The 15,240-nt window shown below is 54.2% G+C and carries 11 protein-coding genes, 15 tRNA genes and 1 rRNA gene (1 of these 27 running past the window's edge); 3 read left to right on the top strand and 24 right to left on the bottom strand.

Annotated elements, in window-relative coordinates; genetic code table 11:
• Positions 1-24: 24 nt before the first annotated feature.
• A complete protein-coding gene (pyc, locus tag RGB73_RS21175) occupies positions 25-3,471 on the top strand; it encodes a pyruvate carboxylase (protein ID WP_310764699.1) in 3,447 nt (1,148 codons plus the stop codon).
• Between the two features lie 52 nt (positions 3,472-3,523).
• Complete coding sequence (locus RGB73_RS21180; RefSeq protein ID WP_310774461.1) at positions 3,524-4,243, top strand: hypothetical protein; 720 nt, start codon at positions 3,524-3,526, stop codon at positions 4,241-4,243.
• Between the two features lie 65 nt (positions 4,244-4,308).
• On the opposite strand, the gene ytfJ is transcribed toward RGB73_RS21180, so the two are convergent.
• From ytfJ to RGB73_RS21220, 8 genes are all read right to left on the bottom strand, one after another.
• A complete protein-coding gene (ytfJ, locus tag RGB73_RS21185; RefSeq protein ID WP_310764700.1) occupies positions 4,309-4,767 on the bottom strand; it encodes a GerW family sporulation protein in 459 nt (152 codons plus the stop codon).
• 69 nt (positions 4,768-4,836) lie between these two features.
• Positions 4,837-5,499, bottom strand: coding sequence for a DUF2953 domain-containing protein (locus RGB73_RS21190; RefSeq protein WP_310764701.1), 663 nt, complete (start codon positions 5,497-5,499; stop codon positions 4,837-4,839).
• Between the two features lie 66 nt (positions 5,500-5,565).
• Positions 5,566-6,546: an S-layer homology domain-containing protein gene (locus tag RGB73_RS21195; protein WP_310764702.1), complete on the bottom strand. Its 981-nt coding sequence runs from the start codon at positions 6,544-6,546 to the stop codon at positions 5,566-5,568.
• A gap of 151 nt (positions 6,547-6,697) precedes the next feature.
• Complete coding sequence (gene sleB, locus RGB73_RS21200; protein ID WP_310764703.1) at positions 6,698-7,345, bottom strand: spore cortex-lytic enzyme; 648 nt, start codon at positions 7,343-7,345, stop codon at positions 6,698-6,700.
• A 251-nt stretch (positions 7,346-7,596) separates the two neighbouring features.
• Positions 7,597-7,800 carry an alpha/beta-type small acid-soluble spore protein gene (locus RGB73_RS21205; RefSeq protein WP_310764704.1) on the bottom strand — a complete coding sequence of 68 codons (204 nt, stop codon included), beginning with the start codon at positions 7,798-7,800 and terminating at the stop codon, positions 7,597-7,599.
• Between the two features lie 235 nt (positions 7,801-8,035).
• On the bottom strand, positions 8,036-9,163 hold the full coding sequence (locus RGB73_RS21210) for an MGDG synthase family glycosyltransferase (RefSeq protein WP_310764705.1): 1,128 nt from the start codon (positions 9,161-9,163) through the stop codon (positions 8,036-8,038).
• Positions 9,163-9,750, bottom strand: coding sequence for a YkoP family protein (locus RGB73_RS21215; RefSeq protein ID WP_310764706.1), 588 nt, complete (start codon positions 9,748-9,750; stop codon positions 9,163-9,165). Before RGB73_RS21215 ends, RGB73_RS21210 begins: the two co-directional genes overlap by 1 nt.
• A 71-nt stretch (positions 9,751-9,821) precedes the next feature.
• The gene (locus tag RGB73_RS21220) at positions 9,822-10,472 is read right to left on the bottom strand and encodes a TerC family protein (RefSeq protein WP_310764708.1); all 651 of its coding nucleotides are present in this window, start codon (positions 10,470-10,472) and stop codon (positions 9,822-9,824) included.
• A gap of 212 nt (positions 10,473-10,684) precedes the next feature.
• Here RGB73_RS21220 and RGB73_RS21225 point away from each other — a divergent pair, with 212 nt between their 5' ends.
• The gene (locus RGB73_RS21225) at positions 10,685-11,848 is read left to right on the top strand and encodes a sensor histidine kinase (protein ID WP_310764709.1); all 1,164 of its coding nucleotides are present in this window, start codon (positions 10,685-10,687) and stop codon (positions 11,846-11,848) included.
• Positions 11,849-12,139: 291 nt separating this feature from the next.
• On the opposite strand, the gene RGB73_RS21230 is transcribed toward RGB73_RS21225, so the two are convergent.
• The 16 genes from RGB73_RS21230 to RGB73_RS21305 form a co-directional block, all read right to left on the bottom strand.
• A tRNA-Gly gene (locus RGB73_RS21230) sits at positions 12,140-12,213 on the bottom strand.
• Between the two features lie 12 nt (positions 12,214-12,225).
• A tRNA-Leu gene (locus RGB73_RS21235) sits at positions 12,226-12,313 on the bottom strand.
• A 26-nt stretch (positions 12,314-12,339) separates the two neighbouring features.
• Positions 12,340-12,416 (bottom strand) — tRNA-Pro (locus RGB73_RS21240).
• Positions 12,417-12,464: 48 nt separating this feature from the next.
• Positions 12,465-12,538, bottom strand: a tRNA-Arg gene (locus RGB73_RS21245).
• A gap of 155 nt (positions 12,539-12,693) precedes the next feature.
• Positions 12,694-12,769: transfer RNA gene (locus tag RGB73_RS21250), tRNA-Gly, on the bottom strand.
• A 24-nt stretch (positions 12,770-12,793) separates the two neighbouring features.
• Positions 12,794-12,880 (bottom strand) — tRNA-Leu (locus tag RGB73_RS21255).
• A gap of 40 nt (positions 12,881-12,920) precedes the next feature.
• Positions 12,921-12,996: transfer RNA gene (locus RGB73_RS21260), tRNA-Lys, on the bottom strand.
• Positions 12,997-13,006: 10 nt separating this feature from the next.
• A tRNA-Tyr gene (locus RGB73_RS21265) sits at positions 13,007-13,091 on the bottom strand.
• 5 nt (positions 13,092-13,096) lie between these two features.
• Positions 13,097-13,172: transfer RNA gene (locus RGB73_RS21270), tRNA-Thr, on the bottom strand.
• Positions 13,173-13,276: 104 nt separating this feature from the next.
• Positions 13,277-13,353 (bottom strand) — tRNA-Asp (locus tag RGB73_RS21275).
• Positions 13,354-13,428: 75 nt separating this feature from the next.
• Positions 13,429-13,505 (bottom strand) — tRNA-Met (locus RGB73_RS21280).
• A gap of 74 nt (positions 13,506-13,579) precedes the next feature.
• A tRNA-Val gene (locus tag RGB73_RS21285) sits at positions 13,580-13,655 on the bottom strand.
• An 89-nt stretch (positions 13,656-13,744) separates the two neighbouring features.
• Positions 13,745-13,821 (bottom strand) — tRNA-Glu (locus RGB73_RS21290).
• 16 nt (positions 13,822-13,837) lie between these two features.
• Positions 13,838-13,913, bottom strand: a tRNA-Thr gene (locus RGB73_RS21295).
• An 8-nt stretch (positions 13,914-13,921) separates the two neighbouring features.
• A tRNA-Asn gene (locus tag RGB73_RS21300) sits at positions 13,922-13,997 on the bottom strand.
• Positions 13,998-14,052: 55 nt separating this feature from the next.
• Positions 14,053-15,240 (bottom strand): 23S ribosomal RNA (locus RGB73_RS21305) (it continues 1,740 nt past the right edge of the window).

Genomic DNA, 15,240 nt, shown 5'->3' on the forward strand with positions numbered 1-15,240 from the left:
ACATGCTTCTAGGGGGAGAGAAACATGCAAAAGAGAAAAATCAACCGATTACTGGTCGCCAACCGCGGCGAGATTGCCATCCGCATCTTCCGCGCCGCTACCGAGCTGGGCATTCGCACGGTCGCGATCTACTCCGAACAGGACAACGTCTCGATCCACCGATTCAAGGCGGACGAGTCTTATCTGGTCGGAGCGGGCAAAGGCCCGATCGAAGCCTATCTGGACATCGACAGCATCATCGAAATCGCCAAGCGCAATGACATCGACGCGATTCACCCCGGCTACGGCTTCCTCGCGGAGAACGCGGAATTCGCCCAGCGCTGCCAAGACGAAGGTATCATTTTTATCGGGCCTTCGCCAGAGCTGATCGACAAGTTCGGAGACAAGGTCGAGGCCAGACGCCTGGCGATCGAAGCGAACATCCCTGTCATTCCCGGCACGCCTGAGCCGATCGAATCGCTACAGGAAGCGCTTCTGTTTGCCAAAGAATACGGCTATCCGATCATTATCAAAGGGGTGTCGGGTGGCGGCGGCCGCGGGATGCGCATCGTGCGCAGCCAGGATGAGCTGCAAGACTCGCTGGATCGCGCCCGCTCCGAAGCACGCTCTTCCTTTGGAAACGCGAAGGTGTATCTGGAGCGCTACCTCGAACAGCCGAAGCATATCGAGGTGCAGATCCTGGGCGATCAGCACGGCAACATCGTCCACCTATTCGAGCGGGACTGCTCCGTGCAGCGGCGCCACCAAAAGGTGGTGGAGGTGGCTCCCAGCCTGTCGCTGGATGACGCCTTGCGCAATGAGATTTGCCAGGCTGCCTTGACCCTGATGAAAAAGGCGGGCTACGCCAATGCCGGTACCGTCGAGTTTTTGCTCACTCCCGACAAGCGCTTCTATTTTATCGAAGTCAACCCGCGGATTCAGGTCGAACATACCATCACCGAGCTGATCACCGGCATCGATATCGTCCAGGCGCAAATCCGTGTGGCCGAGGGCCATGCTCTCTCTGATAAAGAAATCGGCATCGGCTCGCAGAACGAAATCAAGATGAGCGGTTACGCCATCCAGTGCCGCGTCACAACGGAGGATGCCGAGAACAACTTCCTGCCGGATGCGGGTCGACTGCTTGCCTGGCGCTCCGGCGGAGGCTTCGGCGTAAGGCTGGACGGCGGCAACGGCTACCCTGGCGCGATCATCACTCCGTTTTACGATTCGCTGCTGGTGAAAATCTCGACGTACGGCACCAGCTTCGACCAGGCCGCACGCAAAATGCTGCGGACGCTGCGCGAATTCCGCATCCGCGGGGTAAAAACGAACCTGCCTTTCCTGGAAAACGTCGTGACCCATCCCGACTTTTTGAGCGGCAACTACGACACTTCCTTCATTGATACGAAGCCGGAGCTGTTCATCTTCCCGGGCAGACAGGACAGGGGCACCAAGCTGCTCTCGTACATTGGGAATACGATCGTCAACGGCTATCCGGGGCTGGGAAAAGCCGAGAAAAAACCGCACTTCGACTCGCCTCGCATCCCGCGCACGCCGTTTGCCCAGCCGTATCCGGACGGAACCAAGCAAATTTTGGAGCGGGAAGGCGCCGACGGGCTGGTGCGCTGGATTCAGGAGCAGAAGCAGGTGCTCGTGACGGATACGACGTTCCGCGACGCCCATCAATCGCTGTTCGCCACACGTGTTCGGACGTACGACCTCGCCTCTGTCGCCGAGGCCACCGGCAAACTCGGCGCAGGCCTGTTCTCCCTCGAAATGTGGGGCGGCGCCACGTTCGACACATCCATGCGCTTCTTGCAGGAGTCTCCTTGGGAGCGGCTGCAGATTTTGCGCGAGCGGATCCCGAACGTGCTGTTCCAGATGCTTCTGCGCGGGGCAAACGCAGTCGGCTATACGAACTACCCGGACAACGTCATCCAGTCGTTCGTCAAGGCTTCCGCTGAAAACGGCATCGACGTATTCCGCATCTTCGACAGCCTGAACTGGCTGCCGGGCATGCAGACGGCCATCGATGCGGTCCGCCAGACAGGAAAGATCGCGGAGGCTGCGATCTGCTATACGGGGGACATCCTCGATCCAACGAAGACGAAGTACACCCTCGCCTATTACGTAGACCTGGCGAAGGAGCTGGAAAAGGCCGGCGCGCACATCCTTGCGATCAAGGACATGGCCGGGCTGCTGAAGCCGTACGCGGCCTACGAGCTCGTGCGCGCCCTCAAGCAGGAAATCGGCATTCCGATCCATCTGCATACGCACGACACCTCCGGCAATGGCGCGGCGATGCTGCTCAAAGCCATCGAAGCCGGGGTAGATATCGTAGACGCCTGCGTCAGCTCGATGTCCGGCCTGACTTCCCAACCAAGCCTGAACGGGCTGATCGCCAGCCTCGCCCATACGGAGAGAGACACCCAGCTCTCCCTCGAATCGTTCAACAAGCTGTCCGATTATTGGGAAGATGTGCGCCCGTACTACCAAGGGTTCGAGAGCGGGATGAAAGCGAGCAACACCGAGGTGTACGTCCATGAAATGCCAGGCGGCCAATACACCAACCTCGAGCAGCAGGCCAAAGCCGTCGGGCTGGAAGGGCGCTGGGACGAAGTCAAACGGATGTATGCCGTGGTGAACCAGATGTGCGGTGACATCGTGAAAGTGACTCCCTCCTCCAAAGTCGTCGGAGACCTCGCGCTTTTCATGGTGCAAAACAATCTCACGGAGGAAAACATCTGGGAAAAAGGAGCTCGCCTCGACTTCCCGGATTCGGTCATCCAGTTCTTCCAGGGCTATTTGGGCCAGCCGCCGGGAGGCTTCCCCAAAAAGCTGCAGGAGCTGGTATTGAAAGGTCGGGATGCTTTCACCACCCGCCCGGGCGAACTGCTGGCTCCAGTCAACTTTGCACAGGTCGCCGCGGAGCTGGAAGAGAAAATCGGCCGCGAGCCGAGCGAGCTGGACGTCCTCTCCTACATCATGTACCCGCAGGTGTACCTGCAATTCGACCAGCGCATGAAAGAGTACGGCGATCTCTCCGTCCTGAATACGCCCACCTTCTTCTACGGGCTGCGTCCGGGAGAAGAGACGGCGATTACGATCGAGAGAGGCAAGACGCTCATCATCAAGCTCGTCGCCGTCGGTGAGCTCCATCCAGACGGCCGCCGCATCATCTACTTTGAATTGAACGGACAGCCTCGCGAAATTTTCGTTCGCGATCACGCTGCCGTCGTCACGGAGCAAGTCCGTCGCAAGGCAGACCCGCAAAACCCGGCGCATCTTGGCGCGTCCATGCCGGGCAAAGTGCTGAAGGTCCTCGTCTCCGAGGGCGACAAGGTCCGAAAAGGCGAGCACCTGTTGGTCAGCGAGGCGATGAAAATGGAAACGACGATTCAAGCTCCCGCGGACGGAAAAGTCAAAGCTGTTCACGTCAAGGCAGGCGAAGCCATCGAGACTGGCGATCTTCTCATTGAAATGGAATAGCTTTCCACTATAATGGGGGTAGAACGAAAGCAGGAGGTGAAGCGCTTTGAAAGTGAAACGGATCAGCCATATTCCATACAGCCATCGGGTGGGGCGCTACCATTTCCAAATGGTTCAGGCGAAGCTCCACGCCCCCATCGATCCGATCCGAAGCTACAGCCTTCAACCGTTCTACTCCCGTGAGCAACAATGGCTGACAGCGTTGTCCGATTCCTTGGCTCGGCTGTACCGGTATTCCTCAGACCTGGACCAGGCGGCCCGCGAATTTGACCCCGACTGGAAGAAAAGCGCGATCAACCGCTACCTGGCCGGTAGCGATCCTGCTATCAGCGCCGCACCTGACACGGAACATTTGCTCGAGGCGATGAGGCAGCTGGTGAGCCGATTCAACCGGCTGCATCTGTTTCTCCGCGATCAGGAGGATGTACTCGCTACCCACAAGTTCGACACGTTCGAACGAGTTGCCGAAGCGGCAGACGGCACCCTGCAGCCATACGGTGTCCACCTTACGTCCGACGGCCAGCTTGAATTGGACGAAAAGACGTGGCGCCAAGCTGTAGCCTCTCGCTTTTCTGACTTCGCATCGGCTATGAAAGGGCTGACGAAGCAGTTTCGGGAGGAGGCCTTGCGGGTACAAAACAGCCCCCTCGGCGCTTTTAGCCGTTGGTTCGGAGATGCTGAGAGCCATACGCCTTACGTCTCCCTCTCTCCATCCAGCCTGCGTTACTGGCACGCCGCCAGCACCGGTTTGTTTATCAATCTCTTGTTCTAAAGCAAAAAAACAGGTACGCCGTCTTTTTCGGCGCACCTGTTTTTTACTTTTTGTTTTTCCAACCGTCAGCTTCGATCGATCAGGTCTTCCAGGTCAGGGTCATCGACCTTTGTCACCACAGTCGTCGCGTGGACAGTCGTCTCATCCTTCTTGCCAAACATCGCTTGCATCTTGTCCACAAACTGGGGTACGGAGTCCAGGATCCGGTCGTACAAATGGGTCGTATTTTCCAAGGGGATGGAGCGAATCCCTTGCTTGCCGACCACCAGAAACGCTACAGGGGTGATGGAAACGCCTCCACCGCTCCCCCCGCCAAACGGGTAGCCGATTGCGCCTGGATGATCGCGTTCGTATTGAAATTCGCTACCCCCTGCAGCAAACCCGAATCCAACCTTGGAGATCGGCAGAATGACACTGCCGTCCGGCGTCTCAACCGGATCGCCGATAATCGTATTCACATCGACCATTTGCTTGATGTTTTCCATGGCCGTTCGCATGAGTCCTTGAATGGGATGGTCCGCCAAGTTGCTTCCTCCTTTCGATCTATCCGCATTCATTAACATGCCCCAAAAAAAGCGGAGCATGTACATCAGCTACGCTTCCGAAGGCGCCGTTCGCCATTTCCGGACCCGACCTTTCCGCAACCGGACATACATTTTGACGATTACCGTGAGTACGTGACCCAAGCGAAAGCGGAAGACGCCGTGAAACTGCGTGCGTACCAGGGCTTGATTCCAAACCGGCTGCACGCTGAGCCGCGGGATGACCCGCATGGTGACCGAATGCGAAACAAACCCCACCAGCATGCTTTTAATCCCCCAGATGATGCCGGTCAACGCCCCGGTTTCCGGCGCCTGACCGGTTCCCATTACCGTATGCCAGTCCAGCCTGGTACAGCGAAAGCTCCGGAACAGCTCTTTGAACATCGGCTGCAGGTCGTGGACTTTCTCCAGCATCTCCCGATAATTGTGGTACCATTTGTGCGCCTGTCTTCTCGTGAAGTCCTGGACTTTTTCCTTGGTTTTTTTCTTCTGCTGGATCGTCTCCACCTTGGCGACCAGCTCTGGTCCAGCCTCTGACTGTTTCATGAACACCATGGGGACCTCGTACTTTTTGCGAATCAAGCGAAACCATGCAGACAGCTCCAGAACGACATGATCGTTTTCCCCCACCCGTCCGTAGTAGATCTCGGCCTGCATAGGAGTCATATACAACAAGAACAAAAGTGCAATCAACCCGATGATTAGCCAGCTCACAAAAAATCCCACCCCTTCCACCCTAGTATGAGTGGAACGAGTGGGAAATATGACCAACCACGGTGATTAATCGAGGACGTACACTTTTACGCCTTGTTTCATTCCGTACTTCTCCGCTTCGCTGAGAGAAGGCAGGAACAGGTCCACATGTCGCTGCTTTACGGCACCGCCGATGTCTGCGGCTACCGCATATCCGTACCCCTCAATATATAGATGGCTGCCGAGTGGAATGACATTCGGATCGACTGCCACCACACCCTCGTGCAGCGGATATTCGAGGTAAGAGAGAACCGTCGGATCGCTGGCAAAGCAATACGCCGTCGTCTGTACGGTCATGACTTCGCGAAAAGCCGTGCCGTTTTCCAGGGTTTTCTGCTTCTGCTCTTTTGGCGAAAGCAGATGCAACGCCGCATACGTTGCCGCTTCTGCCCGCGTAATGGGTACTTGCGGCTTGAGAGTGCCATCGCCATACGGGCTAACCAGGCGATTCTCAAGGGCGTAGACCAGGGGGCGCTGGTACACTTCCTGCACGCTTTCTCCATCCTGGTATTTGGCCAGCGTCTGAGCTGTCGTCGTCCAGTTTACCGTATTGACCGCACCGCTTTTTCCCATCGAACGAATCAAGATGGAGACCATTTCTTCCCGAGTTACCGTCTCATTCGGGTTGAGATCGACGCGTTCTCCGCGTTTTTGTCCATGGACCATTCCTAGGCGGTATGCCGTCTCGGCGTAGGGGGCCAGCCAGCTGCCGGCCGTTATGTCTGCGAAAGAAGATTCCGTCGATTTGACCGGTTCAATCCCTTTCGCTTTTACAAACAGGGTAAGTAATTCTCCGCGCGTCACGGGGTCATCCGGACGAAAGGCATCCATTTGACCGAGGGCGCCTGCTATGTATAACTTCTCAATGTTCGTTTCTGCCCAATGGCCTGCAACGTCAAAATAGGGGGTGGTAACATCTTCGCTGTCATTTGTCTTTGCCTCCGCCAGTGCCGTGCCCGTCATCAGCATGGCTGCAAGCGAGGCCAGGATCAGTATCTTCCTCATCATCAACCTCCGTTATTGCAAATGGGTAACGTTTCTATCATTTTATCGGATTTCGCCGCAATAACCATATACAAATGTTCCCACCTCTTCCTGCTCCCCCAAAAAAACGCCCTTGAGCAGGCTGATTGGCCTGAATCAAGGGCAGCTGTTTTCGTTATCGGGCGAAAATATGCTTTCCGATTTTTTTGATCTGCGGACGTGTCCAAATCCAACCGGACGTAGCTGTATCCGGGTTGAAGTAGTAAAGAGCTCCATTCGTTGGATCCCATCCACGCACAGCATCCCACACCGCTTTATACGCCGTGGCATTTGGAGTCAGCCAGAACTGTCCATCGTCCACTGCCGTGAAGGCGTACGGCTCGAAGATAATGCCTTTGATCGTGTCGGGAAAATCGGCAGATTGCAAGCGATTCATCGCGACTGCTGCGACTGCCACCTGACCTTCATAGCTTTCCCCGCGTGCCTCGGAGTACACGAGTTGGGCGAGGAGCTGCATTTCCGTCCGGTTGACGGATACTTTTTTCAGTACGCTCCATGTCCGGTTCCCGACGATCCCATCTGCGGACAATCCGTAATTTTTCTGAAACTGCTTGACGGCATAGAGGGTATTTTTGCCATAGATGCCATCCAGTTTGTCATGGTAAAACCCAAGCAATTGCAGGCGGTATTGCAAATCCCAAACATCGCTGTTTGCGCTTCCTTGCTGCAATGGAGTTGCGGCAAACGATTGGGCAGGCATTACGGACGCTACGGTCAAAACTGCCAGCAGCAGGGTAGTCAGCGTTTTTTTATTTAACCACATGAACATTCCCTCCTTCCGCATCATTTTACAAGTGATGTGAAAGAAGGTTCAATTCAAGCATTTTTCCAGCCGAGCCATTACTCTCCTATTTACGACGAGATCTCTCGCGGACGAATTTCGAGTCATGGCTCCCGATCCGGATTTGTTTTCCTCTTAAATTAAGAAGAAAGAGCCCCGAAGGACTCTTTCTCGCATCCAGGTATTCGTTTGTCTGCTGCCCACTTTGGAACAGCGGCAAGCACCTGAAATCCTTACGCGCGGCCAGCCAGTTGCTGTTCTGCAAAGCTTACCAGGCGCTTGGTGATTTCTCCCCCGACGCTACCGTTTTGACGGGAAGTAGTGTCTGCGCCAAGCTGCACACCAAACTCAGATGCAATCTCATATTTCAGTTGATCCAAAGCTTGGTTAGCTTGTGGCACCAAAAGATTGTTGCGGGAGCCTCCGTTGTTTGCCATTGTATCTCAACTCCTTTGCTCATGGATTACTGCTAACCATTGTTGTTAGCAGCATTCAATGTGCAAGCGGGTTGCCTACTGAATGCCACTAACAACATTCCTGGCTGCACTTCTTACGGGGAAGGTCTGTCGTGTCGATTCTCCTTCACCTCCTCGCCGTTTGTAGCTTTAATATGTGTGAACAAGAAAAGGTTCATTCGTACTCTGATTATTTTTTCACTGCCAATTTATAGGGTTATACCCTCAGCAAATATTCCGCGATCTGCCTGGCGGACTCCGGTCGGCGCAACGGCTCCATTTGTTCCACTGCGTGCTCCCACTCTTCTCGCACTCTCCATCGGCCAATCGTCTCCCGAATTTCTTCGGGCCGCTCAGCCAGCACCGCAGCGCCATGCTTGAGCAAAAAAGCGCAATTTTTCCACTCCTGCCCAGGCAGCGGCTGATACAGGATAAGCGGCGTTTTCAACGCAAGGGCTTCGGCACAGCTGATTCCTCCGGGCTTGGAGACGTAGGCGTCCGCTGCGCCGATCCATTGCCAAATCTGCGGCTCGTAGCCTTTCATTACGAAGCGGTGCTGGCTGGCTCTCCGACTCGCCCACTCTGTCAGGCGATGATATAACGCGCTGTTGTTTCCGGTGATGACGATAATTTGCAGAGGCTCCTCCATCTCTGCAAGCTCGCGCACCACCTGCTCCATCCCACCGCGTCCGCCCTCCCCGCCGCTTATCAGTACGGTAAATGGCTCCGGGGACAGGCCGAGCTGCCGTTTCCAATAGGACTTGTCCCTTTTACCCGCCTCGTGAAACACGGGCCGGACCGGGATGCCGAAAACACGGATGGCATCCGGCCGTACGCCAAAGTCGCTTTCCAGCACATCTGCCAACTGCTGATGGGCCACGATGTACGAGTCAATCTCCGGATGTACCCAAAACGGGTTGATGTGGTAATCTGTGGGCACGCTGACCAGGTGGAACGGCTTGTCCATTTTTTTCTTGGCCATGGCGAGGGCGGAAAGGCAGTACGCATGCGTCGCTACTACCACATCAGGCTGCTCCACTCTCAGCAGCTGCTCCGTCAAGGTTTGGGAAAGCCACCAGGCGAGAGGTCGTTTCAGTGTGGCGCCCCATAGACGCTCGCCCTCATACAGCCGCTGCCAAAGCAAGGGAGCATGGCGAAGCATCCCCATATAAAAAAGACGGGACAGCTCCCTGAGCGCGGGACTGGCCGTCTCTAATCCGCCTACCACTTTTGCCGACAAGGTTCCCCCGCCGCCGTACCGCACCGCCTCTTCCAAAGCGAGAGCCGCCATCCTGTGACCGCTACCTGCCCATTCTTCCGTCACCAGCAGAAATCGTTTTCCCATCACCGCGAGCCTCCAAGGGTTGTATGCTCGCTTGCCCCGTACCGCTGCAGCAGCATTTCCTTGGACATGTATACCCGCTTGAGCGGCATTTCCGTATCCCATGTCTGCACCCGACGTTTGCCATCGGGATGAATGATCCGAAGCAGCAGTCGTAAGTACCACCTTTTGTAACGGAAAAACCAGTTCATCGGCACATCCGAGATGGAAAAGCCCAAAGGCTGGACCCCCTTATGCAGCATGGTCGTACCGACAATCCCTTTTACTTCTTCCTTTTGCGCCATCGATTCCAGATAGCTCGCCAGCTTGGGTAAAGACTGCATGATGTGGCGCCTTAGCAGCAGGGCCAGACGCAGCTCATCCTTGACCCCTTTGCAAAGCGTGGCAAAGTAGTAGTTGTGGATATGGATTTTCAGAATGAGATCGCCGTTTCGAATGACTTGCTGATCGTCAGTCACCAGGGTCTCACCCCGGTACCGAAGCAAAACGACGCGGAAGATGTTGGCTCCCTTTTCTATGTACCTCAGCCGCGTACAACGCTGGTAAACGTCGTCCCACAGCCCCCAGAGCGTCAAGAGGCTCGAATTCATCTGCATCCGGATCCTTTCTGGCCCTATTTTTTATGTAGTATGCCCCAGAATGCAGCCCTCTCATCAGCCCGTCACGCTCTTTTTATTCGTCCCCACACCATGACAAGGACCGCGATAATGCCAGGCAGCCAGGCATGATTGAGCATGAGCGGATTGATCCATTTCCATACGTACGGATCTTCCAGACACATATCCACGGCCGTGAAAGCGAGTACCCCGCCTCCCGCAATCACCAGCCAGCTAAAGCGGTTCATCAGTCTCGCTACCAGGGCACTGCCCCACATCAAGAGCGGGATGCTCATGACCAGCCCGAGGATCACCAGCCACAAATCCCCGTGAGCCGCTCCCCCCACTGCCAGCACATTGTCCAGACTCATGACAAAATCAGCCAGAATAATCGTCCGTACTGCCTGGCCCACGGTTTGGCTGCGAGAAACCTCTGTCAATTCTTCGCTTTCCCCCATCATCAGCTTGCAGGCGATCCACAATAGCATGAACCCGCCAATCGCTTTTACCAGCGGGATATCCAGCATCCAGGTTGTCATGCTTGTCAGTAAAATGCGCAGCAATATAGCTCCCATCGTGCCGTACATCACGGCTCGCGTCCTCTCATGGCGAGGCAGTCCCCGGCAGGCCATCCCGATCACAACGGCGTTGTCGCTGCTCAAGACGAGGTCAATCAAAAAAATATGCACCAGTCCCAGCCAAAAATGCTCCTCCATCTCCGCCTCCCTGGTCAACCGATGTCTGTCCATTCTACTTTATGCGACTAGAATCGGACTCATGAGTGAATACTTTTCCGAAATAAGGAACTTTTTAGCGGATTTTGTAGATAAAAACTTCCATAAAAAAACATTTTATTGCGAAATTAGGAGAATTATACCTTGTCTTTCCCTACCCTTTTCCATTACGATTTGATTGGGGTGGATAAGAGATGGTGGAAACTGTGACGCTTAACCTTTTTCAAGTTTCTAGGAAAATTCTAGATATGGCACCAAATATTACCACACTCTGGATGCAGGAAATTGTCCGCAGTATGGAAATCCCGGTAGCAATCCCGCGCGATTTTGCGGAAAAGCGTACGGTGCTCTTAGCTCGATATCTGGTGGAAAATGTAGACCAAGATATGCAGACTTGGTCACTAGATATGGGAGAGTGGCTGCGTTCGCAGGAATTCCCCTTCTCCTCCATATTGCGCACGTATCAACTTTATCGGAATGTATTCTGGCGCGTTCTTCAGCCGGAACTGCAAAAATGGTCGTTAGCCCCATCCGATATGCAATATCTGGAGACCCAGCTGGGCAAAGCGATGGATGAAAGCGTTTTTTGGGCTGTATACCATTTTGAGCAGATGATGAATGAGGAGCTGGTTCAAAAGGAAGAAACCATCTCCTATTTGCACAACGACAAATTGACCATGCTGGGGAAAATAGCTGCCAACATGGCCCATGAATTGCGCAATCCGCTCTGCGCGATCGAAGGATTCTTAAAGCTGATCGGCGAATCGACCAAAGATCAGCCGAAACTACAATCATATATTCAAGTCGTCATGCACGAATTTGAGAATTTGCATCGGCAGCTAACCGGCTTCCTGAGCTTTTCCAAAAAACCGATTCTCGATGAAATTTTTAAAACGGTTCAAGTCGAAAGTTTGTTTGAAGAAGTGGAATTGCTAATTACCCCCCGATTGCTGGGAGAAAACATACGCTTCGAAAAACTAATCCACCCCTGTTCTATTGCTTGTTATGAGGAAGGCCTGAAACAAGTCATCGTCAATCTGCTCAACAACGCCATTGATGCCGTACAGCATCGCCCGGACAAATGTATCCACGTGATCGCCACCTCGTCGGATGGCTGGCTGTACTTGAGCGTGGAGAACAATGGTGAGATGATCCCGCCTGAGATTGTAGAGAGCCTGTTTCAACCGTTTTTTACAACCAAACAAAACGGGACAGGCATTGGGTTGTCCATTTGCAAAAACATCATCGAAAAGCATAACGGCACCATCCATTGCGACTCCAATGAGAAGCGCACCCGTTTTGTCGTCTCGCTTCCTCTCGAAACGGCGACTGCCGAGGAGCTGGACCAGTCCTCGTGACTCGGACAGAAAAAAGGCCCCCTGGTGGCCAGGAGGCGAGGCAAGAGATCCGTTACCGAATGCTTGGTAAGCGATCTAAGGCTTACTCTACACGAAAACATATGTTTCTACCACTTAAAAGATTAGACACACTTCGACATCTTTACAGGATCCGAGTTCCGTTCGTCAACGGATAACCGGGTCCTTTTTGCTTTCCCATTCTGCTCTCTTCTCCTCTCTGCAGGAAGGAAGCAACTCGATCTTTGAACACAAAAAAACAGGGAGCCAAAGGGCTGCCCTGTTCTCGTCATATGGAGCGGGTGATGGGAATCGAACCCACGCGACCAGCTTGGAAGGCTGGGGTTCTACCATTGAACTACACCCGCACGGAATCGTATTGGTGCCGAGGACCGGACTTGAACCGGTACGGGAGAAACTCCCGACAGATTTTAAGTCTGTTGCGTCTGCCCATTCCGCCACCCCGGCAAAGCAAGAAAATGATGGGCAAATCATGGTCGGGAAGACAGGATTCGAACCTGCGACCCCTTGGTCCCAAGCCAAGTACTCTACCAAGCTGAGCTACTTCCCGACAAGCTGATACCAATCATCTTACCACAGAAGATCGTGGAAAGAAAAGCGTGCCCTGAGAGATTCGAACTCCCGACCTTTTGATTCGTAGTCAAACGCTCTATCCAGCTGAGCTAAGGGCACATATTATTATATGGAGCGGACGACGGGTCTCGCTTCCACTGGCGCCGCTGCGTCGAAACGCTTCCTGACAAGCCAGATCGGAAGTACCCGAGCTGTTCTCCTTATTCGATCTTCGAGGGTGAACCCGGAACGGGTGAGAGGCCTGAAGATCATCATGGAGCGGACGACGGGTCTCGAACCCGCGACCTTCGCCTTGGCAAGGCGACGCTCTACCAATTGAGCTACGTCCGCATATTTGCAAAGCTTATTTTGGTTTGGTGCGGTCGAGAGGACTTGAACCTCCACGGTGTTGCCACCACTAGAACCTGAATCTAGCGCGTCTGCCAATTCCGCCACGACCGCATTTTGAAGTTAACGCTCTCCGATCCTGGAGAGTAAAAACTGGTGAGCCATGAAGGACTCGAACCTTCGACCCTCTGATTAAAAGTCAGATGCTCTACCAACTGAGCTAATGGCTCACAAAACAAGTGGTGGGGAGAGACGGATTCGAACCGCCGAACCCAGAGGGAGCAGATTTACAGTCTGCCGCGTTTAGCCACTTCGCTATCTCCCCACAAATGGTGCCGGCAATAGGACTTGAACCCACAACCCCCTGATTACAAGTCAGGTGCTCTACCAATTGAGCTATACCGGCGTACTTATTTATTTTACCAAATCATTCATAGATATTCAATGTTTTTTTCATAGAGATTAAACATTCTTCATATCCGTGAACGCAATGCCATCTCGCTAAAAAGATGGCGGAGCTGACGGGACTCGAACCCGCGACCTCCGGTGTGACAGACCGGCGTGAACTCCAACTTCACCACAGCTCCATATTGAATGCACCCTACGGGTACTCCGATCCTCCCTTACCTCGAAGTGTCTCAAGGCAGTATAAGGAGAAAAATTGGTTGCGGGAGCAGGATTTGAACCTGCGACCTTCGGGTTATGAGCCCGACGAGCTACCGAGCTGCTCCATCCCGCGACGATCAGGACGATCAAGTGTCAGCGTTGCCACAGACGCGGCGCTTTAAGCTGACCGACCTTATATCCTGTCAGTGGTGGAGGCTGACGGGATCGAACCGCCGACCCTCTGCTTGTAAGGCAGATGCTCTCCCAGCTGAGCTAAGCCTCCAGAATTCCCTACAAAGTGACGTTTAAGCTCTGAAGCATATTCCGAATACTTTGCGGGGGCCCCAACAACTGACTTGTAAGGGCATTATATGGTGACCCGTAGGGGATTCGAACCCCTGTATGACAGCGTGAAAGGCTGCTGTGTTAAACCGCTTCACCAACGGGCCATATGGATTTTGTATCTGGTGCTCCCGACAGGAATCGAACCTGCGACCTCTTCCTTACCATGGAAACGCTCTACCGACTGAGCTACAGGAGCAAGAATAATGGCTCCTCGGGACGGACTCGAACCGCCGACCGATCGGTTAACAGCCGATTGCTCTACCAACTGAGCTACCGAGGAACGTTGAAGAATCTTCATTCCTTCAAAACTGAATACGCATGTATGCAAGGATTGTGTGGATAAGCCCTCGACCGATTAGTATTCGTCAGCTCCACGCGTTGCCGCGCTTCCACACCGAACCTATCAACCTCATCGTCTATGAGGGGTCTTACCAGCTTAACGCTGTGGGAAGTCTCATCTTGGAGGGGGCTTCACGCTTAGATGCTTTCAGCGCTTATCCCGTCCGCACATAGCTACCCAGCTGTGCCACTGGCGTGACAACTGGTGCACCAGCGGTGCGTCCATCCCGGTCCTCTCGTACTAAGGACAGCTCTCCTCAAACTTCCTGCGCCCGCGACAGATAGGGACCGAACTGTCTCACGACGTTCTGAACCCAGCTCGCGTACCGCTTTAATGGGCGAACAGCCCAACCCTTGGGACCTACTTCAGCCCCAGGATGCGATGAGCCGACATCGAGGTGCCAAACCTCCCCGTCGATGTGGACTCTTGGGGGAGATAAGCCTGTTATCCCCAGGGTAGCTTTTATCCGTTGAGCGATGGCCCTTCCATGCGGAACCACCGGATCACTAAGCCCGACTTTCGTCCCTGCTCGACTTGTAGGTCTCGCAGTCAAGCTCCCTTCTGCCTTTACACTCTACGAATGATTTCCGACCATTCTGAGGGAACCTTTGGGCGCCTCCGTTACCTTTTGGGAGGCGACCGCCCCAGTCAAACTGCCCACCTGGCATGGTCCTCTCGCCCGATGAGGGCGACGAGTTAGAAACTCCGTACATCAAGGGTGGTATCCCACCGACAGCTCCACAGAGGCTGGCGCCCCTGCTTCTCAGCTTCCCACCTATCCTGTACATGATGCACAAAGTTCCAATACCAGGCTACAGTAAAGCTCCATGGGGTCTTTCCGTCTTGTCGCGGGTAACCTGCATCTTCACAGGTATTATGATTTCACCGGGTCTCTTGCCGAGACAGCGCCCAAGTCGTTACGCCTTTCGTGCGGGTCGGAACTTACCCGACAAGGAATTTCGCTACCTTAGGACCGTTATAGTTACGGCCGCCGTTTACTGGGGCTTCGGTTCAAAGCTTCGCTTGCGCTAACTCATCCCCTTAACCTTCCAGCACCGGGCAGGCGTCAGCCCCTATACTTCGCCTTGCGGCTTCGCAGAGACCTGTGTTTTTGCTAAACAGTCGCTTGGGCCTTTTCACTGCGGCCCCCTCGGGCTATAAACCCTACCGGGGCGCCCCTTCT

This window comes from Brevibacillus brevis (genome assembly GCF_031583145.1).
GTDB classification, from domain to species: Bacteria; Bacillota; Bacilli; order Brevibacillales; family Brevibacillaceae; genus Brevibacillus; species Brevibacillus brevis_E.